14 protein-coding genes are annotated in these 17,494 nt (G+C 62.0%); 9 read left to right on the top strand and 5 right to left on the bottom strand.

What is annotated here, in order from left to right; translation table 11 throughout:
- Window positions 1-148: 148 nt before the first annotated feature.
- The gene (gene bamA / locus GH665_RS34235; RefSeq protein WP_174771774.1) at window positions 149-2,458 is read right to left on the bottom strand and encodes an outer membrane protein assembly factor BamA; all 2,310 of its coding nucleotides are present in this window, start codon (window positions 2,456-2,458) and stop codon (window positions 149-151) included.
- 337 nt (window positions 2,459-2,795) lie between these two features.
- On the opposite strand from bamA, the gene GH665_RS34230 reads away from it, so the two are divergent.
- The 3 genes from GH665_RS34230 to GH665_RS34220 all read left to right on the top strand — a co-directional run bounded on the left by GH665_RS34230 (window position 2,796) and on the right by GH665_RS34220 (window position 5,831).
- The gene (locus GH665_RS34230) at window positions 2,796-2,993 is read left to right on the top strand and encodes a hypothetical protein (protein ID WP_153141506.1); all 198 of its coding nucleotides are present in this window, start codon (window positions 2,796-2,798) and stop codon (window positions 2,991-2,993) included.
- Window positions 2,986-3,402 carry a hypothetical protein gene (locus tag GH665_RS34225; RefSeq protein WP_153141505.1) on the top strand — a complete coding sequence of 139 codons (417 nt, stop codon included), beginning with the start codon at window positions 2,986-2,988 and terminating at the stop codon, window positions 3,400-3,402. The genes GH665_RS34230 and GH665_RS34225 overlap by 8 nt, the downstream gene beginning before the upstream one ends.
- 146 nt (window positions 3,403-3,548) lie before the next feature.
- A complete protein-coding gene (locus GH665_RS34220) occupies window positions 3,549-5,831 on the top strand; it encodes an LPS-assembly protein LptD (RefSeq protein ID WP_153141504.1) in 2,283 nt (760 codons plus the stop codon).
- A gap of 36 nt (window positions 5,832-5,867) precedes the next feature.
- Here the strand turns inward: GH665_RS34220 and GH665_RS34215 are convergent, their stop codons facing one another.
- The 4 genes from GH665_RS34215 to GH665_RS34200 form a co-directional block, all read right to left on the bottom strand.
- On the bottom strand, window positions 5,868-6,365 hold the full coding sequence (locus GH665_RS34215; RefSeq protein ID WP_120295970.1) for an Lrp/AsnC family transcriptional regulator: 498 nt from the start codon (window positions 6,363-6,365) through the stop codon (window positions 5,868-5,870).
- A 53-nt stretch (window positions 6,366-6,418) separates the two neighbouring features.
- The gene (locus tag GH665_RS34210; protein ID WP_153141503.1) at window positions 6,419-7,816 is read right to left on the bottom strand and encodes an aspartate aminotransferase family protein; all 1,398 of its coding nucleotides are present in this window, start codon (window positions 7,814-7,816) and stop codon (window positions 6,419-6,421) included.
- A 190-nt stretch (window positions 7,817-8,006) separates the two neighbouring features.
- Window positions 8,007-8,933, bottom strand: a complete 927-nt coding sequence (locus tag GH665_RS34205) for a 2-hydroxyacid dehydrogenase (RefSeq protein WP_153141502.1) — start codon at window positions 8,931-8,933, stop codon at window positions 8,007-8,009.
- Window positions 8,934-8,939: 6 nt separating this feature from the next.
- Entirely contained in the window at window positions 8,940-9,824 is an 885-nt protein-coding gene (locus GH665_RS34200) for a GNAT family N-acetyltransferase (RefSeq protein ID WP_153141501.1), read from the bottom strand.
- Between the two features lie 290 nt (window positions 9,825-10,114).
- On the opposite strand from GH665_RS34200, the gene GH665_RS34195 reads away from it, so the two are divergent.
- The 6 genes from GH665_RS34195 (at window position 10,115) to GH665_RS34170 (ending at window position 17,487) form a co-directional block, all read left to right on the top strand.
- Window positions 10,115-11,590: an aldehyde dehydrogenase family protein gene (locus GH665_RS34195; RefSeq protein ID WP_153141500.1), complete on the top strand. Its 1,476-nt coding sequence runs from the start codon at window positions 10,115-10,117 to the stop codon at window positions 11,588-11,590.
- A 192-nt stretch (window positions 11,591-11,782) separates the two neighbouring features.
- Complete coding sequence (locus GH665_RS34190; RefSeq protein ID WP_153141499.1) at window positions 11,783-12,451, top strand: haloacid dehalogenase type II; 669 nt, start codon at window positions 11,783-11,785, stop codon at window positions 12,449-12,451.
- 60 nt (window positions 12,452-12,511) lie between these two features.
- A complete protein-coding gene (locus GH665_RS34185; protein ID WP_153141498.1) occupies window positions 12,512-13,786 on the top strand; it encodes an NAD(P)/FAD-dependent oxidoreductase in 1,275 nt (424 codons plus the stop codon).
- 68 nt (window positions 13,787-13,854) lie between these two features.
- Window positions 13,855-15,471 (top strand): ABC transporter substrate-binding protein, encoded by a 1,617-nt coding sequence (locus tag GH665_RS34180; protein WP_153141497.1) that lies wholly within the window; start codon window positions 13,855-13,857, stop codon window positions 15,469-15,471.
- A gap of 109 nt (window positions 15,472-15,580) precedes the next feature.
- Window positions 15,581-16,534 (top strand): ABC transporter permease, encoded by a 954-nt coding sequence (locus GH665_RS34175; protein ID WP_028193994.1) that lies wholly within the window; start codon window positions 15,581-15,583, stop codon window positions 16,532-16,534.
- Entirely contained in the window at window positions 16,531-17,487 is a 957-nt protein-coding gene (locus tag GH665_RS34170; RefSeq protein WP_153141496.1) for an ABC transporter permease, read from the top strand. The genes GH665_RS34175 and GH665_RS34170 overlap by 4 nt, the downstream gene beginning before the upstream one ends.
- Window positions 17,488-17,494 lie beyond the last annotated feature (7 nt).

Genomic DNA, 17,494 nt, shown 5'->3' with positions numbered 1-17,494 from the left:
AAATTGAGGAGACTTTGTGAAAACGGAACCGGCAGGCGAAGCTGCGGTTCGTTGACCGGGGCCGCGAGCCGATTCAGGCCGGTTGGGCGCGATTGAATGGCGTATGGACGGCCCGCGGTCCTCATGCAACCGCGGGCGTTGTCCCTGACTAGAACGAGGTGCCGATCTGGAACTGGAATACCTGGTACTTGTCGGTGGCGTGTCTGACCACCGGGAAGCCAAGCGACAGCTTGAGTGGGCCGATCGGCGAGATCCACTCGAGGCCCGCGCCGTAGCTGTACCGCAATCCGTTGGCGCCCGTGCTGTTGCCTTCGTTGCCCCAGACGTTGCCCGCATCCATAAAAGTGAAGACACGCAGCGTCCTGTCCCAGCCAGTGCCCGGCAGCGGGACGGTCATCTCGACATTGGCGACCACCATGCGTGAGCCGCCGATCGGGTCGCCGGTCGTCTGGTCGGTCGGTCCGAGCGAACCTGCTTCGTAGCCGCGTACCGAGCCGATACCGCCCGCGTAGTAATTCTTGAAGATCGGATAGGCTTTTCCGGCAAAGCCGTTGCCGTAGCCACCCTGAAGATTCAGGCCGAGAATGAAGCCGCGTGCAAACGAATAGTAATACTGGGCCTGAACGTCCGCCTTGTAATACTGGGTACCGCCAAGCGGCGTGCCCACCTCGCCATTGCCTTGCAGGTAATAGCCCCGGCTCGGCACCAGGGCGCTGTCGCGATTGTCGCGGGCCCAGCCCACCGTGAGCGGCACGTTGTTGACTACGTGGCCGAATTCAGCCACGTAGTCCTTATAGCTTTGAGGCGTGGAGGAATCGATATCCAGCCGGTTCTGTTCAAGCCCGACGCCGAAGTAAACGGTGTCGGATTCGGAGAACGGAATGCCGAATTTCAGATCCGCGCCGACCGTGATAATCCGGAAACTCGTGTCGTTAAAGTTGTAAAGGGGATAGGTGGTGCGGTAGTAGACATCGGTGATCCGCTTGATACCGTCCACCGTAAAGTAGGGATCGGTTTGCGTCACCGTAAGCGTGCGGTAGGTCTTCGCGGTGTTCACGTTCAACGCGAGGCTGGTGCCCGAGCCGAATACGTTGTCCTGCGACACGCCCGCGGAGAGCACCACCTTGTCCGTCGATGAGAAGCCCGCGCCGAGCGTAATCGCACCGGTGGGCTTTTCGGTTACCTTGACGTCGATGTCGACCTGGTCCGGTGTGCCTTCTACCGGCACCGTGGTGACGTCGACATCGGTAAAGTAGCCGAGACGGTTGACACGGTCTTTCGAGAGCGCGAGACGGTTCGAATCGAACCACGAGCTCTCGAGCTGACGCATTTCGCGGCGTATCACTTCATCACGCGTGCGTGTGTTGCCAACCACGTTGATATGGCGCACGTACACGCGGCGGCTCGGGTCCACCTGCAGCGTCACGTCGACCTTGTGGTGTTCCTGATCGATCTGCGGCTGCGCGTTGACGGTGGCGAATGCATAGCCATATTCGCCAAGTTTATCGACGACGGCTTTGGTGGTGGCCTGAAGCTTTTCCGCGGAGAAACGCTCACCCGGTTTGACGCTCACCAGTTTCGCCAGCTCTGCTTCGCGATCCAGCAGGTTGCCCGCGAGCTTGATCGACGAAACCGTATACGGCTCGCCTTCATGCAGCGTGACCGTGAGATACATCTCCTTCTTGTCCGGCGTAAGCGACACCTGGGTCGACTCGATATTGAATTCCAGATAGCCGCGATTCAGGTAATACGAGCGAATATGCTCCAGATCGCCGGTGAGCTTGTCTTTCGCGTACAGGTCGTTTTTCGTGTACCACGAGAACCAGTTCGGTGTGGACATCTGCATTTCGTTGCGTAAGGTGTCCGTGCTGAATACCTGATTGCCGATAAAGTTGATCTGACGAATCTTCGCGCTCGGACCTTCCGCGACCGAGAACAATATGGCTACCCGGTTGCGATCGATCGGCGTGATCGTGGTGGTGACTTCGGCGGCGTAATAGCCGCGCGTCAGGTACTGGCGCTTCAGTTCCTGCTCGGCCTTGTCGACCAGCGCTTTATCGTAATAGCGGCCCTGCGAGAGCCCGACCGAATTGAGTGCCTTGGTCAGGTTGTCCTTATCGAACTCGTGAATGCCGGCGAAATCGATCGTGCCTACCGCCGGGCGTTCCTGAACCTGAACGATGACGGTTGCGCCTTCAGCCGAGATCCTGACGTCGTTGAAGAAGCCTGTGGCATAGAGCGCGCGAATGGCTTCCGAAGCCTTGTCGTCGTTAAACGTGCTGCCTTGCTTGATGGGCAGATAGGCGAACAGGGTGCCGGGCTCGATGCGTTTGAGTCCCTCGATCCGGATGTCCTGCACGATGAAAGGTTGGTCCGCGTGAGCCGGCGCGGCTGTCAGCGTGATGCCGGCGAGCGGGAGCGCGCTCGCGATACGCCTCGTTAAAGCTTGAAGATTCATCTTGGGGTTCTGTCCTGATGCAGCGCGCGAGGCGCAAACAAGAACGCTCGACAGCGAGCGATGCATTCGAAACGAGGTTCCGTGGCTCTGGAAAGCGCGAAGTATAGGAGCGTGTTTCCCCGCTCTCTGTTACCGAAAACTTTCCGCCCATTAGGGTTGCTAACGTGTGTATTGCGCCGCTTGCTCAGGCTGGCGCGGATTACAGCGGGAGGGTGGAAATAATGCGTTACAGATCCGAAGGAAGCGTAGTGCGCCCGTAACCTGACGCGGTTCTTGCGCTGCTATCGTCAAATGGTCGGCTTCCGCTACCTGCGTAGCACCATTTGGAGAACGGGTCATGATCGAATTTCTTTCCCCGGCGGTTCTTGCGGCTGTCCTGCGCGTCAGCTCTTCGCCGATCTTCTCGGCACGTTTGGCCATGGCGTCGAAGCGCATGCTGCGCGACGTGCCCGGCAGCACGGTGAGTACAGCGCGGCGGCGGCCCGTGAACCCTGCCAGCAGCACGCAGACCCAGGAGGGCGCACGCCGTGTCTGATCCGTCGACCTTCGTGCTGAATTCGATCAGCGACATGCAGCTCACCGCTGATGGGCAGTATCTGCTGATACACGGCAATCAACCTACCGCGGCGCTTCACCGCTCGGTGCTCAATGACCTGCTGGTGGCGCTTCCGAATGCGATCGAGCATGCCGACCGCGTGATTCATAACAATCAGGAGATGGGGTTCGCGCTGCACTGCCAGGGCTGGGAAGTCGGCAGATTGCACGGTATGGAAATGGTGGTGATCCGGTTCCGTTTATCCGGTAGCGCAGGGCTTTCGTTTTCCTTGCCCGCCGAGCAGATTCCGCATCTTCTGCAAGCGCTGGGTGGTGCTGCGAACGCGGCGAGCGCGGCAAGCGCGGCGGGTGAGGTAGGGGCCCGCTCTCACGACGTCACGCTCCAATAGCGCCGCGCGCACTCGCCGTGGTTCATCCTGGCGCAGGTCAGGGCTTCTGCTCTCCTTGATGCGTCTGTCATCCTTTCCTACCCTTACCTGTTTTGATACTACGCGGTGTATTTCGATGCCTACGTTTAAGGCCTCTCGTTTCGTTCATGCTGGGTGCGGCTGGATGCGTGCCGCTTGTCGGCTATGCGCAACTGGCCGGCGCATCGGCGATTCCGGAATCGCTCGATGGCGTCTGGGGCCTGCGGCTCGATCCGCAACTGACGGAACATCCGTTGCTCGCGGGCGCCAGGCCCGCTACTTCAGCCATGGCCGATTCGATGACGACCACGACCGGCATGGACGTTTCGCTGAAAGGTAACGCGCAATTGCGGCGCTACGCGTCGATCGTCAAAGGCGATGCGCTGCACTACGACGTCGATACCGACAAAGCCGATGCATATGGGCACGTGCAACTGGTCAACGACGGCAATGTGTTCAATGGTCCGGACGCGCATTTCTACGTCGACGCGAATGAAGGCACGATCAGCGTGCCTAAGTACCGGTTTTATCTGACGGGCGGGTGGGGCAGTGCCCAGCGCGCGGATCTGGTCGATAACGAGCGCACGGTGGTTCATCACGGTACATACAGCACGTGCCAATGCGAGTCGGACCCGGCGTGGTATCTGAAGGCCTCCGAGTTCGACATGGATACCGGCAACGACGAAGGAATCGCGCACAACGGCGTGCTGTTTTTTCAAGGGGTGCCGCTGCTGGCGAGTCCGTGGTTATCGTTTCCGTTGTCCGGCGCGCGGCGCAGCGGCTTTCTGCCGCCCACGTTCTCGATCAGTTCGACCAATGGCGTCGACGTCGCGTTGCCGTATTACTTCAACCTCGCGCCGAACTACGATTTAACCCTGACGCCTCGCATCATGTCGAAACGGGGCGAGATGTTGACGGCAGACTATCGCTATCTGCAGCCGAACGATTCGGGGTCGATTTCAGTTGCGTGGCTGCCGCACGATGCGATCACCAACACCGACCGTTACTCGATTGCGGTGAATCAGACGTGGAAGCTCGGTTCGGGCTTTGGCGCGTACGTCAACTACAACCGGGTTTCGGACTCGACGGTGGTGACCGATCTTGCGTCGGGTGTCGCGTTTCCGACGGGTTCCACCACGCTGTATCAGCAGGAAGCGGGTTTGACCTACTCAAACGGGCCATGGAGCGTGCTGGCTCGCGAACAACGTTGGCAGGCCTTTACCAGCGACTCGACCTATAACCGCGAACCGCAACTCAATGTCAATTACGCGCGCTATAACGTGGGCGGCTTCGACTTCGGCGCGGAAGCGGATGCGACGCGCTTCACGATTTCGACGGCTGATGCGACGCAAGGCAGCCGCTTTGTCTTCAACCCTTACGTTAGCTATCCGATCGAACATCCCGGCTGGTTCATCACGCCCAAGCTCGCCTGGCATTTCGCCGCGTATGACCTGACCACGATCGGATCGAACGCGCCTGCCGGACAGCCGAAGACGTTCGACATCAACGTGCCGACCCTCAGTCTCGATTCGGGAATGCGCTTCGAACGCAGTGTGCGGCTTTTCGGGCAGTCGTATATCCAGACGCTCGAACCGCGGCTGTTCTATGTGTACACACCGTACCGCAACCAGTCGTTCGCCCCGTTGTTCGATACGGCGACGGCCGACTTCGGGCTGGCGGAACTGTTCATGCCGAATAGCTTCGTCGGCAATGACCGGGTGTCCGATGCCAACCGCCTCACGGGCGCCCTGACCACGCGCTTCATCGATCCTTCGAGCGGCGATGAGCGAGCCCGTTTCGTTCTGGCGGAGCAGTACGATTTTCGCACGCCGCAGGTGACCCTCAACGTTGGCGATCCCATTGGCACGGTTGCTCGCACCAGTGTGATTGCCGGCGCTTCGTACAAGTTGGGCCAGGGTTTCTCAGCGGAGCAGGCGGTGGAGTACAGCCAGGCCAACCACTACCTCACGAACGCGGAAGCCGGGTTTGGCTGGTCGCCTGCTGCACGGCAGGTATTGAATGTTGCGTATCGCTATACGCGCGCCAATAGCACGCTCGACTATCAACCGGTCAATCAGTTCATCGTGTCCGAGCAATGGCCGCTGTTGCACAACGTTGTCAGCGTTGCGCGGGTGAATTACGACATGAGCGCGCATCGGTTGATCGCAGGCTTGCTGGGACTTCAATACGATACCGATTGCTGGTCGCTCGGCGTGGCGTTCGAGAAGTACACCAACGCGACCTCGACCACGGTGCCCAGCACCGGTACTCGTGTGCTGATGCAACTCCAGCTCAAGGGTTTTTCGCAGGTCGACAACGGCCTGCTCAATCAGTTTCGCGCGAATGTGCCGGGTTATACGCCGGCGACCACGGAAAGCGATCCGGCCTCGCGCTTTAGCGACTATCCGTAACGGGCGCCGGCCGCGAATTCGTGCCGGGCCGTTGCATTAGTTGTGGTTCTGCGAGAACAACGTTTCGAGCGGGTAGTGGCTCTTCACGAACGGCGATTTGATGATGACGTAGCTGAAGTACTTTTCGATGCCGATATCGCGCTCCAGCAGACCCTCGACGATGCTCTGATAGTGGCTCACGCTGCGCGTGACGAACTTCAGCAGATAGTCATAGCCGCCGCTCGCCAGATGACACTCGACGATCTCGTCGACGTCCTTGATCGCATTCACGAACTTGATGAAATCTTCCCGCCGATGATCGGCGAGCGTGACCTCGGTAAACACGATCTGCACGTCGCCGAGCTTTTCGAGCTGGATCTGCGCACCGTATCCGATGATGTAGCCGGCTTTCTCCAGACGCTTGACCCGGATCAGGCAAGGACTGGGCGAAAGGCCAACCGCGTCGGCAAGCTCGACGTTGGTTATGCGGCCTTTCTTTTGCAACTGGGAAAGTATGCGCAGGTCAATCCGGTCCAGCTTGCTGTCGCTGCTCATCGTAACGGTGTCGCTCCGGCGAAGGGTGAAAGGGTCTCGAAGAGTCCTCTACTCTAGCACGCAGTGGCATGAATTTTGACGTTCAACGCGGCCCGGACCTCGGCTTGCGCGAGAACGTCGTCGAGGGTCTTTTCGAGGCGCTCGAACATCAGATCGAACTCTGCCTCGGTGTACGACAGCGCCGGCGCAAAGCCGAGAATGTTGTCGCCGAACGCGCGGAAAATCAGGCGGTTTTCATACGCCGCGGCGGCGATCCGGTCCGACAGTTTCAGCGACGGGTCGAAACCTGCCTTGCTATCTTTGTCCGACACCAGTTCGAGTGCACCGAGCAGGCCGCGATGGCGCGAGTCGCCCACCAGCGGATGCGCGAGCAGCGCGTCGAGGCCGCCTGCGAAGCGCGGGCCACGGGCGACGCCGTTCGCGAGCAGGCCGCCCTCGTGATAGAGGCGCAGCACTTCGAGACCGATTGCGGCGCTGACCGGATGCGCCGAGTACGTATGACCATGGCCGACAACCGCTGCGGCGTCGCCGTCCGCGATGCCTTGATAGATTTCGTCGGACATCAGCACGGCGCCCATCGGCGCATAACCGGCGGTCAGGCCTTTCGCCACGGTCATCAGATCCGGCTCGACGTTTTCACCCTGGCAGGCGAATAGCGGACCCGTACGGCCGAAACCGGTAATGACCTCATCGGCGACGAACAGAATGCCAAGCTTACGGCAACTGTCGCGCATCGCTTTCAGCCAGCCGACTGGCGGCACGATCACGCCGCCCGAGCCCTGGATCGGTTCGCAGAAGAAGGCTGCGACGTTGTCCGCGCCGAGCTCGGCCACTTTCGCTTCGAGCGCATCCACCGAAGCGGCGATCAACGCGGCGTCGTCGGCGAAATCGTTACGGTAGGCATACGGTGACGGCAGATGATGCTGATTCGGCAACGGCAGGTCGAAATTGCGATGAAACGCGGACAGCGCGGTGAGCCCCGCGCCCATCGTCGACGAACCGTGGTAGCCGCGTTGCAGCGCGATGATGTGCTTCTTCGCCGGCCGCCCGGTTGCGTTGAAGTAGTGCGTGATGAAACGGATGGCCGAATCGACTGCATCGGACCCGCCGAGTGTGAAGTACACATGTTGGAGCGAAGCGGGCGAGACCTCTACCAGCTTTTGCGCCAGTTCGATTGCCGGGGCCGAGCCGAAATGGAAATAGCTGGTCGCGTAGGGCAGTTTCTTCATCTGCTCGGTCGCGGCGTCGACAATGCTTTGCTGGCCGTAGCCCACGTTCACGCACCACAGACCGGAGAAGGCGTCGAGCAGTTCGTTGCCGGCCGCGTCGCGCAGGAACGCACCGCGGGCGGACTCGAGGACGGTGACGCCGCGGGCTTCGTGCGCGCGGTAGCTGATAACCGGGTGGATCAGATGCTTGCGGTCGGCTTCAATGAGTGACTGAATCGGCATGATGGTTTCTCGTCGCGGAAGGGGCTGTTGACCGTTCCATACTACTGACCCACGACGATTGCCTGCTCACCTAAACAATTCTCTGAAAAGCGCGTCCGATGCGTTTTGATACCCGGTCGCGGCATTTTCTGCTGCGGACGCAGAAAAGCCGCGCCGGGCGGGCGTTTCATTCGGCGCCGCGGCGCCGCGTTCAATACCCTTGGGTCCGGTCGATCTGACCGAGCATCGGCAGGCCTTCGCGATGGCGGCGCAGATTCTCGAGCACCACGTCGACGGCGCTCTCCGGCCGTGTTGCGCTGGCGATATGAGGTGTGATGCGTACCCGTGGATGCATCCACAACGGATGCCCGGCGGGCAGCGGCTCGGGATCGGTGACGTCGAGAATCGCGCTGTGCAACTGACCGCTCTCCAACGATGCGAGCAGATCCGGCTGGTTCAGATGCGGTCCGCGCCCGGTTTGAATCAGCGACGCACCGCGCGGCAGCTTCGCGAACAGTTCGGCATCGAGCAGGCCGCGTGTCGCCGGCGTCAGCGGCAACAGGCAGATCAGGATGTCGGTGCGAGCGAGAAACCCGTCCAGCGCGCCTTCGCCGGCATAGCACTCAACGCCTTCGATCTCGCGTGGCGAGCGGCTCCAACCCGCGCAGGCGAAACCGAATAGCCGTAGTTTTTCCAGCACTGCCGTGCCCAGCACGCCGAGCCCCAGCACGCCAACGCGGCGTTCACTGGCCGGTTTGAGCGGCAGTTCACGCCAGACTTGCTGTTGTTGCTGGAAACCGTAGTCGAACAGATCGCGATGAATCGTCAGCACGGCTTGTGTGACGTACTCGACCATCCCTTCAATAATGCCCGGCTCGATCATCCGCACCACCGGTATATGCGCCGGCACGCCTGACAGGTCGAACTGATCGATGCCGGCGCCGACCGAGAAAACGATTTCGAGGTTCGGGAAGGTGAGGGTGGGATTGTCCGGTGGTTGCCAGGCGGCAAGGTAGCGGATCGCGGCCGGGTCGCCGAGATCGGGCCAGACGTGAAACGGCAGATCCGGTGCTTTCTGCGCGAAGAGTCTGGCCCATTGCGCGCCACGCGCCGGGTCGGCTTTATAAAGGAAGGCCATGATGGATCAGCAGATCGCCTGATTGATGATGCCGTATTGCAGACAGGGGCTGTTTTTGCCCACCCCTGCAAGATCGGCCGGCGTGGCGTGCCGAACCATTTTGACGACCGTATCCACCCGCGGAATCCCCAACTGTGTCAGCCATTCGGTCAGCCCGCTCTCGCCTGGCGTGTCGATGCGTACGAACACGCCTTCGTTGAGCGCCAGCCAGTGGCTGATCAACGCCTTGGCGCGGCTCGAATCCTCCGACGCCGGCGCGACCACGGGTCCAATCGCAAAGCCTTTGCCGAAGCGGCGAAACAGCGCGAAGCCGACCAGTTCGCCGTCGCGATCGAGGGCGATGCCGTCGGCGGTATTCAGCAGTGCGGGTAAGACGTCGCCCCGGTCGAGGCCGCTTGCCTGCGACGCCAGTTCGACCAGCCGCGCCGTATCGCTCGAGCCGAGCGGGCGCAGGCGCTCCCCCGGCGGCAAGGAAACCAGCGGCGGCTGGAATGCCGCGCCCTGATGCTGGTCGAGCGTGCCGACCGCGCGAAAGCCGAGCTTCTCGTACAAAGGCTGGCCCGCCGGTGTAGCGTGCAGAAACGTGATCCGGCCGCCGAGTTCCTCCAGCACCAGTTCCATCAGCTTTCTGCCGATGCCGCGCCCTTGCTGTTCGGGGGACACGATCACCATGCCGAGCGAGGCCCGGTCGGCGCCGTATTTCCAGCACAAGGCCGTGCCGATCACGCCGTTCGCGTCTTCCGCGACGAAACCCACGCCCAGTTGCGCGACGAAACGCCAGTCGTCCGCACGATGCGGCCATTTGAGCTCGACCGTCAGCGCGTGCGCGGCGGCAATGTGGTCCTGGGTGAAAGGTCGATAGGTAATCGAACTGGTATTCGAATCGGACACGCCGCACTCCCTGAATGGCTGAAAGCTTACGCCGCCACTTTGTCATCCGGCGCGTGGCGTGACTAGGACGATCTTTTTATCCGGGCCACTCATCAGGGCCGCATCGCGAATCAATGCAAAACGCCAGGTATGGGCACGCATTACAAGCGTGTTCTGCTGCGCGGGCATTTTTGTCGGCGACATATGCCGCGTCTACGGCTCTACGATTTTGTCATGGCGGCGGCGTTGTTCAGACACACCATAGACGCACCGCCCGGAACCCACAGCCAGTCACACAGGAAACTTTTCTCATGGACAGCTTCAATCCGGACGACGTCGCGATTCGCAGCGGACATTTCATCGGCGGCGAGTATGTGGAAGGCGGCGAGCCTCGCATCGAGGTGGTGCGCCCCTCGGACGGCGTGGCCTACGCTTCGCTGCCGCTCGCCGACGCCGAAATGGTGGATCGCGCGGTGCAGAACGCGTGGCGGGCATTCAGAACCAGCGCTTGGGCGCGCATGGCGCCGCGTGAGCGCGCGAAGATCCTGCGCCGTTTCGCCGAACTGGTCGAAGCCGATGCGTCGTATCTGGGCCGTCTGGAGGCACTCGGCTCGACCCGCCCGATTGCTCAGGCGATTGGCTGGGACGTGCCGTTCACCGCCGAAGGCATTCGCTTCTACGCTGAATTCGCCGACAAGCTGGGCGGCGACGTGGCGGCAACGGACCATGACCATCTCGGCATGACGATCGCCGAGCCATACGGCGTGATCGGTGCGATTGCGCCATGGAACTTCCCGCTGGTGATGGCTTCGTGGAAGATCGCGCCGGCTCTCGCCGCGGGTAACGCCGTGGTGCTGAAGCCCTCGGAGATGACGCCGTTCTCGGTGTTGCGGCTTGCCGAACTGGCTGTGCAGGCGGGCGTGCCGGCGGGCATCTTCAACGTGGTGCAAGGCGACGGCCGCGTCACCGGCGACGAACTGGTGCGTCATCCGAAGATCAGCAAGGTCACCTTCACCGGCTCCACGCGCACCGGCGCCGCAATCATGGCGGCCTGCGCGCAAAGCGGCACCAAGCCGGTCACGCTCGAACTCGGCGGCAAGAGTCCGCAGATCGTTTTCGCCGACGCCCCGCGTCTGGACGATGTAGCACGCCGGATCGCCGGCTCGATCACCGGCAATGCCGGCCAGGTGTGCGTGGCCGGTTCGCGGCTGCTGGTCGAGCGCAGTCTGGCGGAGCCGCTGGCCGAGCGCATCGGCAAGGTCTTCGCCGAGTTGAGACCCGGCGCGACGTGGGCCGCCGGCACCACCTTGTCGCCGATCATCTCCGCGCCACAGGCGGCGCGTATCGAAGGGATCGTTGGACGCACGCTGGAGGCCGGCGCAACGTTGCGTTACGGCGGCGTGCGGAGCGACGCTGGGGCGGGGGCGTTCTATGCCCCGACTTTGCTCGCGGACGTCACCGCCCATTCCGAAGCCGTGCGCGAAGAAGTCTTCGGCCCCGTGCTGACGTTGCAGACCTTCGACACCGAAGAAGAAGCGCTCGCGCTCGCCCAGCATCCCGACTACGGGCTTGCCGCCGGCGTGCATACCGCCGACCTCGGCCGGGCGCTGCGCTTCGTGCGTGGCCTCGAGGCGGGGACGGTCTGGGTCAACCGCTACGGCCGTACCTCCGACTTCATGATTCCCACCGGCGGCTACAAGCGCTCCGGTATCGGCAAGGACCTGGGCCGCCAGGCCTACGAGGCAAACCTGCGTTTCAAGAGCGTGCTGATCGACCTGCGGCCCTGACTGGACGGGGCTTCCAGCCCGCCCACCGCAGACTGTGCTGCGCGACGGCCTCAAAACGCATGGTTTGTGTCACCAGCCACGCTCGAATCAGGAACATCTGTGTTTTTGCACTGATTAAATCTTTAACAGGAATTAGCTTCTCTTTCGCCACTGAACTCGCTCCCGGGTTCACCACCACGACAGGACTGCACCATGATCGAATTCGAACCGAAATACATCACCTTCGACTGCTACGGCACGCTCACGAAATTCCGCATGGCCGACATGACTCGCGAAATGTTCGGTCACCTGCTGAACGCCGACGACCTGGAAAAGCTCGTGGCGTTCTACGCGGGCTATCGCCGCGACGAAGTGCTGGGTGCATGGAAGCCGTATCGCGACGTGGTGGTCAACGCGCTGCGCCGCGCCTGCAAGCGCATGAACGTCGCGTTCGATGAACAGGAAGCCGAGAAGATCTATCTCGCCGTGCCGACCTGGGGGCCGCATCCGGACGTGCCGGAAGGTGTCTCGCGTCTGGCGAAGAAGTACAAGCTGGTGATTCTCTCGAACGCGTCGAACAACCAGATCCAGAGCAACGTCGACAAGCTCGGCGCGCCGTTTCATGCGGTCTTCACGGCCGAGCAGGCGCAGTCGTACAAGCCGCGCATGCAGGGCTTCGAATACATGTTCGACCAGTTGAACTGCAATCCGGAAGACGTGCTGCATGTGTCGTCGAGCCTGCGCTACGACCTGATGACCGCGCACGACATGGGTATCAAGCACAAGGCCTTCGTCAAGCGCGGCCACGAACCGTCCACGCCGTACTACCAGTACTACGAAGTCAACGACATCCCGCATCTGGCCGCGGAACTCGGCCTGTAACGGTAAGCGTTGTTTGCGCGTTCACTGCCTCGCTCATTGCCCATCTCAAGGACAGACCGGATGAAGCTCGATTCCTATTGGCTCGACACCGCGCCGCCGCTGGTTTCGGCGAGTGAAGGTCCGGTCGCGGGCCAGACCGATGTCGTCGTGATCGGTGGCGGCTTCACCGGCTTGTCGGCGGCGCAGGCGTTGGGCAAACGCGGTGCCTCGGTGACGGTGCTCGACGCCGGGCGCATCGGTGGCGGCGCGTCGGGGCGCAACGGCGGCCAGGTCAATACCGGTGTCGCGCAGGACTTCGTCGCGCTGGTCGCACAACTGGGTGTGGAGCGGGCCAGCGCCTGCTACCGCGCGTTTTCGGATGCGGTCGATACGGTCGAGCGTCTGGTTCGCGAGGAAGGCATCGATTGCGACTACAGCGCGACCGGCAAGCTGAAGCTGGCGTCGAAACCACATCACCTCGCGCATCTGGAGAAGACGGCGGCGTTGATCCGGCGCGAAGTCGATACGGATATCGAACTAATCGGCCGTGAGCGGATTCACAGCGAAATCCAGTCGGACAGTTTTTATGGCGGGCTGCTGCAACGCCATGGCGGCCAGATGCATATGGGCAAGTTCACGGTTGGACTCGCCGAAGCCGCGGTTCGTCGTGGCGCGAAGCTTTATGAAAACGCGGCGGTCAGCGCGATTGCGAAGGACGGCAGCGGCTTCAAGGTCACCACCGCGCGTGGCGAAGTGCGCGCGAAGCAGGTGCTGATTGCCACCGGGCCGTCGCGGCATGGGCCATTCGGCTGGTATCGGCGACGGCTTGCGCCGGTGGGCTCGTTCATTGTCGTGACGGAGCCGCTGTCGCCGGCGTTGCTGACGCAGGTGTTTCCGAACCGCCGTGCTTATACGACCACGCGCCTGATGCATAACTACTTCCGCGTGACGCCGGATTCGCGCCTGCTGTTCGGCGGCCGGGCGCGCTTTACGGCGTCCGAGCGGCCGTCGGACGCGAAGAGCGGCAGGATCCTGCAGCAGGGGCTGGCCGCGATGTTCCCGATGCTGGCGAAAGCCCGCATCGACTACTGCTGGGGCGGACTCGTGGATATGACCGCCGACCGTCTGCCCCATGCCGGGCAGCACGACGGCATCTATTTCTCGCTGGGCTACAGCGGCCACGGCACGCAGATGTCGACGCATATGGGCCAGGTGATGGCCGACGTGATGGACGGCCACGAAGAGCGCAATCCCTGGCGCGAGCCGGATTGGCCGGCGATTCCAGGCCATACCGGCAAACCCTGGTTCCTGCCGCTGGTGGGGACGTACTACCGCATCAAAGACATTTTCTATTGATTCTTCCTTGTTGTACTTGCCACTAAAAAACCACGCAGCTATCCCTGTCACCCTCGCGGAGAAGTTCGATGAATAAGGAAACCTCGCAACATGACGCTCTTCAACTCGGCGCCGAGTTGGAGCGCTTGACGTCAAAAGGCACGTCGCGGCGCGGCGTGCTGCGCGCGATGGCGGCGGCCGGGATGATGTCGGTGACGGGCGCCGGCCTGTTGAGCGCGAGCGGTGCGGCCTTCGCGCAGGCGAAGCCGAAGCAGGGCGGCAAGATCCGGGTGGCGACGCAATCCGCTTCCGCCGCCGACACGCTCGATCCGGCCAAGGGCGCGCTCGGCACGGATTACGTGCGCGGCTTTATGTTCTACAACTGCCTGACCGAACTCGACTCGCATCTCGGCGCGAAGATGGCGCTTGCCACCTCGCTCGATACGAAGGACGCGACGGTGTGGGTCGTCAAGTTGCGCACGGGCGTGCAGTTCCACGACGGCAAGCCGTTCGGGCCGGCGGACGTCGTGTATTCGATCATGCGCCACAAGGACCCGGCGACCGCATCGAAAGCGAAAACACTTGCCGATCAGATCAAGGAAGTGAAGGCGAGCGGACCGAATGAAGTAACGATCACGCTCGAAGGCCCGAACGCCGACCTGCCGGTGATTCTCGCCACCTCGCATTTCCAGATCATCAAGGACGGCACCAAAGACTTCAAAACGGCGATCGGCACCGGTCCGTTCAAGGTCAAGGAATTCTCGCCGGGCGTGCGCACTGTCGGGGTGAAGAACGCGAATTACTGGAAGCCGGGCCTGCCGCACCTCGACGAAGTCGAACTGATCGGCATTGGCGACGAATCCGCGCGCGTCAACGCGCTGCTCTCCGGCGACGTGCAACTGATCAACTCGGTGAGCCCGCGTTCGACCGCACAGATCAAGAGTGCCGGTGGTTTCGGCGTGCTCGAAACGAAGACGGGCCAGTACACCGATCTGGTCGTGCGTGACGAAGGCGGCATCACCGGCAACGACGATTTTCGGCGAGGCATGATGTATCTGCAGGATCGCGAGCAGATGCGCCGGGCGATCTTCCAGGGTTACGGGACGATCGGCAACGATCAGCCGATCGATCCGACCAACAAGTACTACCTGGCCGGTTTGCCGCAGCGGGCGTTCGATCCGGACAAGGCGAAGTTCCATTTCCAGAAGGCCAAAGTCGGCAGCGCGCCGATCCAGATCTTTGCGTCGCCGGCGGCGGAAGGATCGGTTGAAATGGCGATGTTCCTGCAACAGGTGGCGCCGCAAGCCGGTCTGAATCTGCAGGTCTCGCGCGTGCCGGCCGACGGCTATTGGTCCAATCATTGGATGAAGCATCCGCTGGGTTTCGGCAATGTCAACGCGCGCCCCAGCGCCGATGTGATCTTCACGCAATTCTTCAAGTCGGACGCACCGTGGAACGAAGCGAACTGGAAGAGCCCGAAGTTCGACCAGATGCTGCTTGCGGCGCGCGGTGAACCGGACGACGCGAAGCGCAAGAAGATCTACGGCGATATGCAGGTGCTGGTGCATGAAACGGGTGGCGTCGGCATTCCGCTGTTCCAGAGCTCGATCGATGCCTATACGTCGAAGCTCAAGGGTCTTGGCTCGATTCCGCTGGCCGGTCTGATGGGCTTCATGTTCGCGGAAAACGTCTGGCTGGAAGCCTGAAGCGGGTCCGTCCGGTTGGCCGTAACAAGTCACACCCGGCAACACAGGCAATACGTGCGCCGCTTTCCCGCGGCGTGCGGCTTCAACCTCGGATAGGAGGCGACTTTCGATGAAAGCACACGCGCAACGACTCATTGCCGCGCGCCTTGGCCTCGCACTGCTTACGCTGCTGCTGGTTTCGGCGGTCGTGTTCGCCATTACCGGGCTGCTTCCCGGCGATGCCGCCCAGCAGGCGCTCGGCCAGGCGGCGACCCCGGAAGCCGTCGCGGCCTTGCGGCATCAGTTCGGTCTCGATCAGCCGGCGCTGCAACGCTACTTCGAGTGGCTCATTCATGTGGTCAGCGGCAACTTCGGCACCTCGCTGTCGAACAATCTGCCGGTCAGTGAGCTGATCGCCACGCGCCTGCCGAATTCGCTGGTGCTGGCCGGTTTGACGGCGCTGGTCTCGGTGCCGCTCGCGCTGGTGATCGGTATTTCGTCGGCGATGTTTCGCGGCTCGCTGCTCGACCGCACGCTCAACGTGCTCACGCTCTCGACGGTGGCTGTGCCGGAATTTCTGATCGCCACGATTGCCGTATTGATCTTCGCCGTCAAGCTGCGCTGGCTGCCCGCGCTGTCGTATCTCTCGGAGGTGCATTCGTTTGGCGCGCTGCTGCGCATCTACGCGATGCCGGTGATGACCCTGTGCTGCGTGATCGTCGCGCAGATGTCACGGATGACGCGCGCCGCGGTGCTCGATCAGTTGAATTCGTCGTACGTGGAAATGGCGATTCTCAAGGGCGCGTCACCCGCGCGCGTGGTGCTGCGGCATGTGTTGCCCAACACCATCGGGCCGATTGCCAATGCAGTGGCGTTGAGCCTGTCTTATCTGTTCGGCGGCGTGGTGATCGTGGAGTCGATCTTCAACTATCCCGGCCTCGCGAGCCTGATGGTAGATGCCGTCACCAATCGCGACATGCCACTCGTGCAGGGCTGCGTGATGGTGTTCTGCGCGGCGTATCTCGCGTTGGTGCTGATCGCCGACCTGTGTCAAATCGTATCCAATCCGAGGCTGCGTCGATGATGAGCCAACCTACCAATCCCCACGTTCCTCATATTCCTCATGCGGGCACAGAGCTGTACGACGTCGGCGCCGACGAGCCCACGGCCGAGCCGCCGGTTGTCGAAGCGGCGGCACTGAAGCAGGGTGTGTTCAAACGGCTGGTGCACCGCTTCTCCGTGCTCGGCCTGATTGGCCTCGTGATGGTGGCGTTCTGGCTGATCGTCGCGTTTATCGGACCACTGGTCGCGCCGTATAAGGGCGGCGCGCTGACGTCGACGGAGATTTTCGGCAGCTATAGCGCGGCGTATCCGCTCGGCACCGACTATCTTGGCCGTGACATGCTGAGCCGGATTCTCTATGGTGCGCGCTATACGGTCGGCCTCGCGCTGGCCGCGGCGATACTCGCGAGTGTGATCGGCACGTTCTTCGGTTTGCTTGCCGCGGTATCGGGGCGCTGGGTCGACGAAATCCTGAGCCGCCTGTTCGACGCGCTGATTTCGATTCCGAGCAAGGTGCTCGCGCTCGTCGTGATCGCCGCGTTCGGCTCGTCGATCACGATGCTGACGACCGTTGCCGCGCTGGCCTATATCCCCGGTGCATTCCGCATTTCGCGCTCGCTCGCGGTGAACCTGATGGGTCTCGAATACGTTCAGGTGGCGAGAGCGCGCGGCGAAGGCATCTTCTATATCGCGCGGGTGGAAGTGCTGCCGAACATGATCTATCCGATGCTCACCGATTTCGGTTTGCGCTTCGTGTTCATCGTGCTGCTGCTGAGCGGACTGAGTTTTCTCGGCCTGGGTGTGCAGCCGCCGAATGCCGATTGGGGGTCGCTCGTGCGCGAGAACATCGGCGGTTTGTCCGAGGGCGCACCGGCCGTATTGATGCCGGCGGTCGCCATTGCGACGCTGACCATCGGCATGAATCTGCTGATCGACAACCTGCGGCGTCGCGGCCGTAGCCATGGAGGTGCGTGATGGCTGA

This window comes from Paraburkholderia agricolaris, assembly GCF_009455635.1.
Taxonomy (GTDB): domain Bacteria; phylum Pseudomonadota; class Gammaproteobacteria; order Burkholderiales; family Burkholderiaceae; genus Paraburkholderia; species Paraburkholderia agricolaris.
This window is presented reverse-complemented; position numbering and strand designations above follow the sequence as displayed.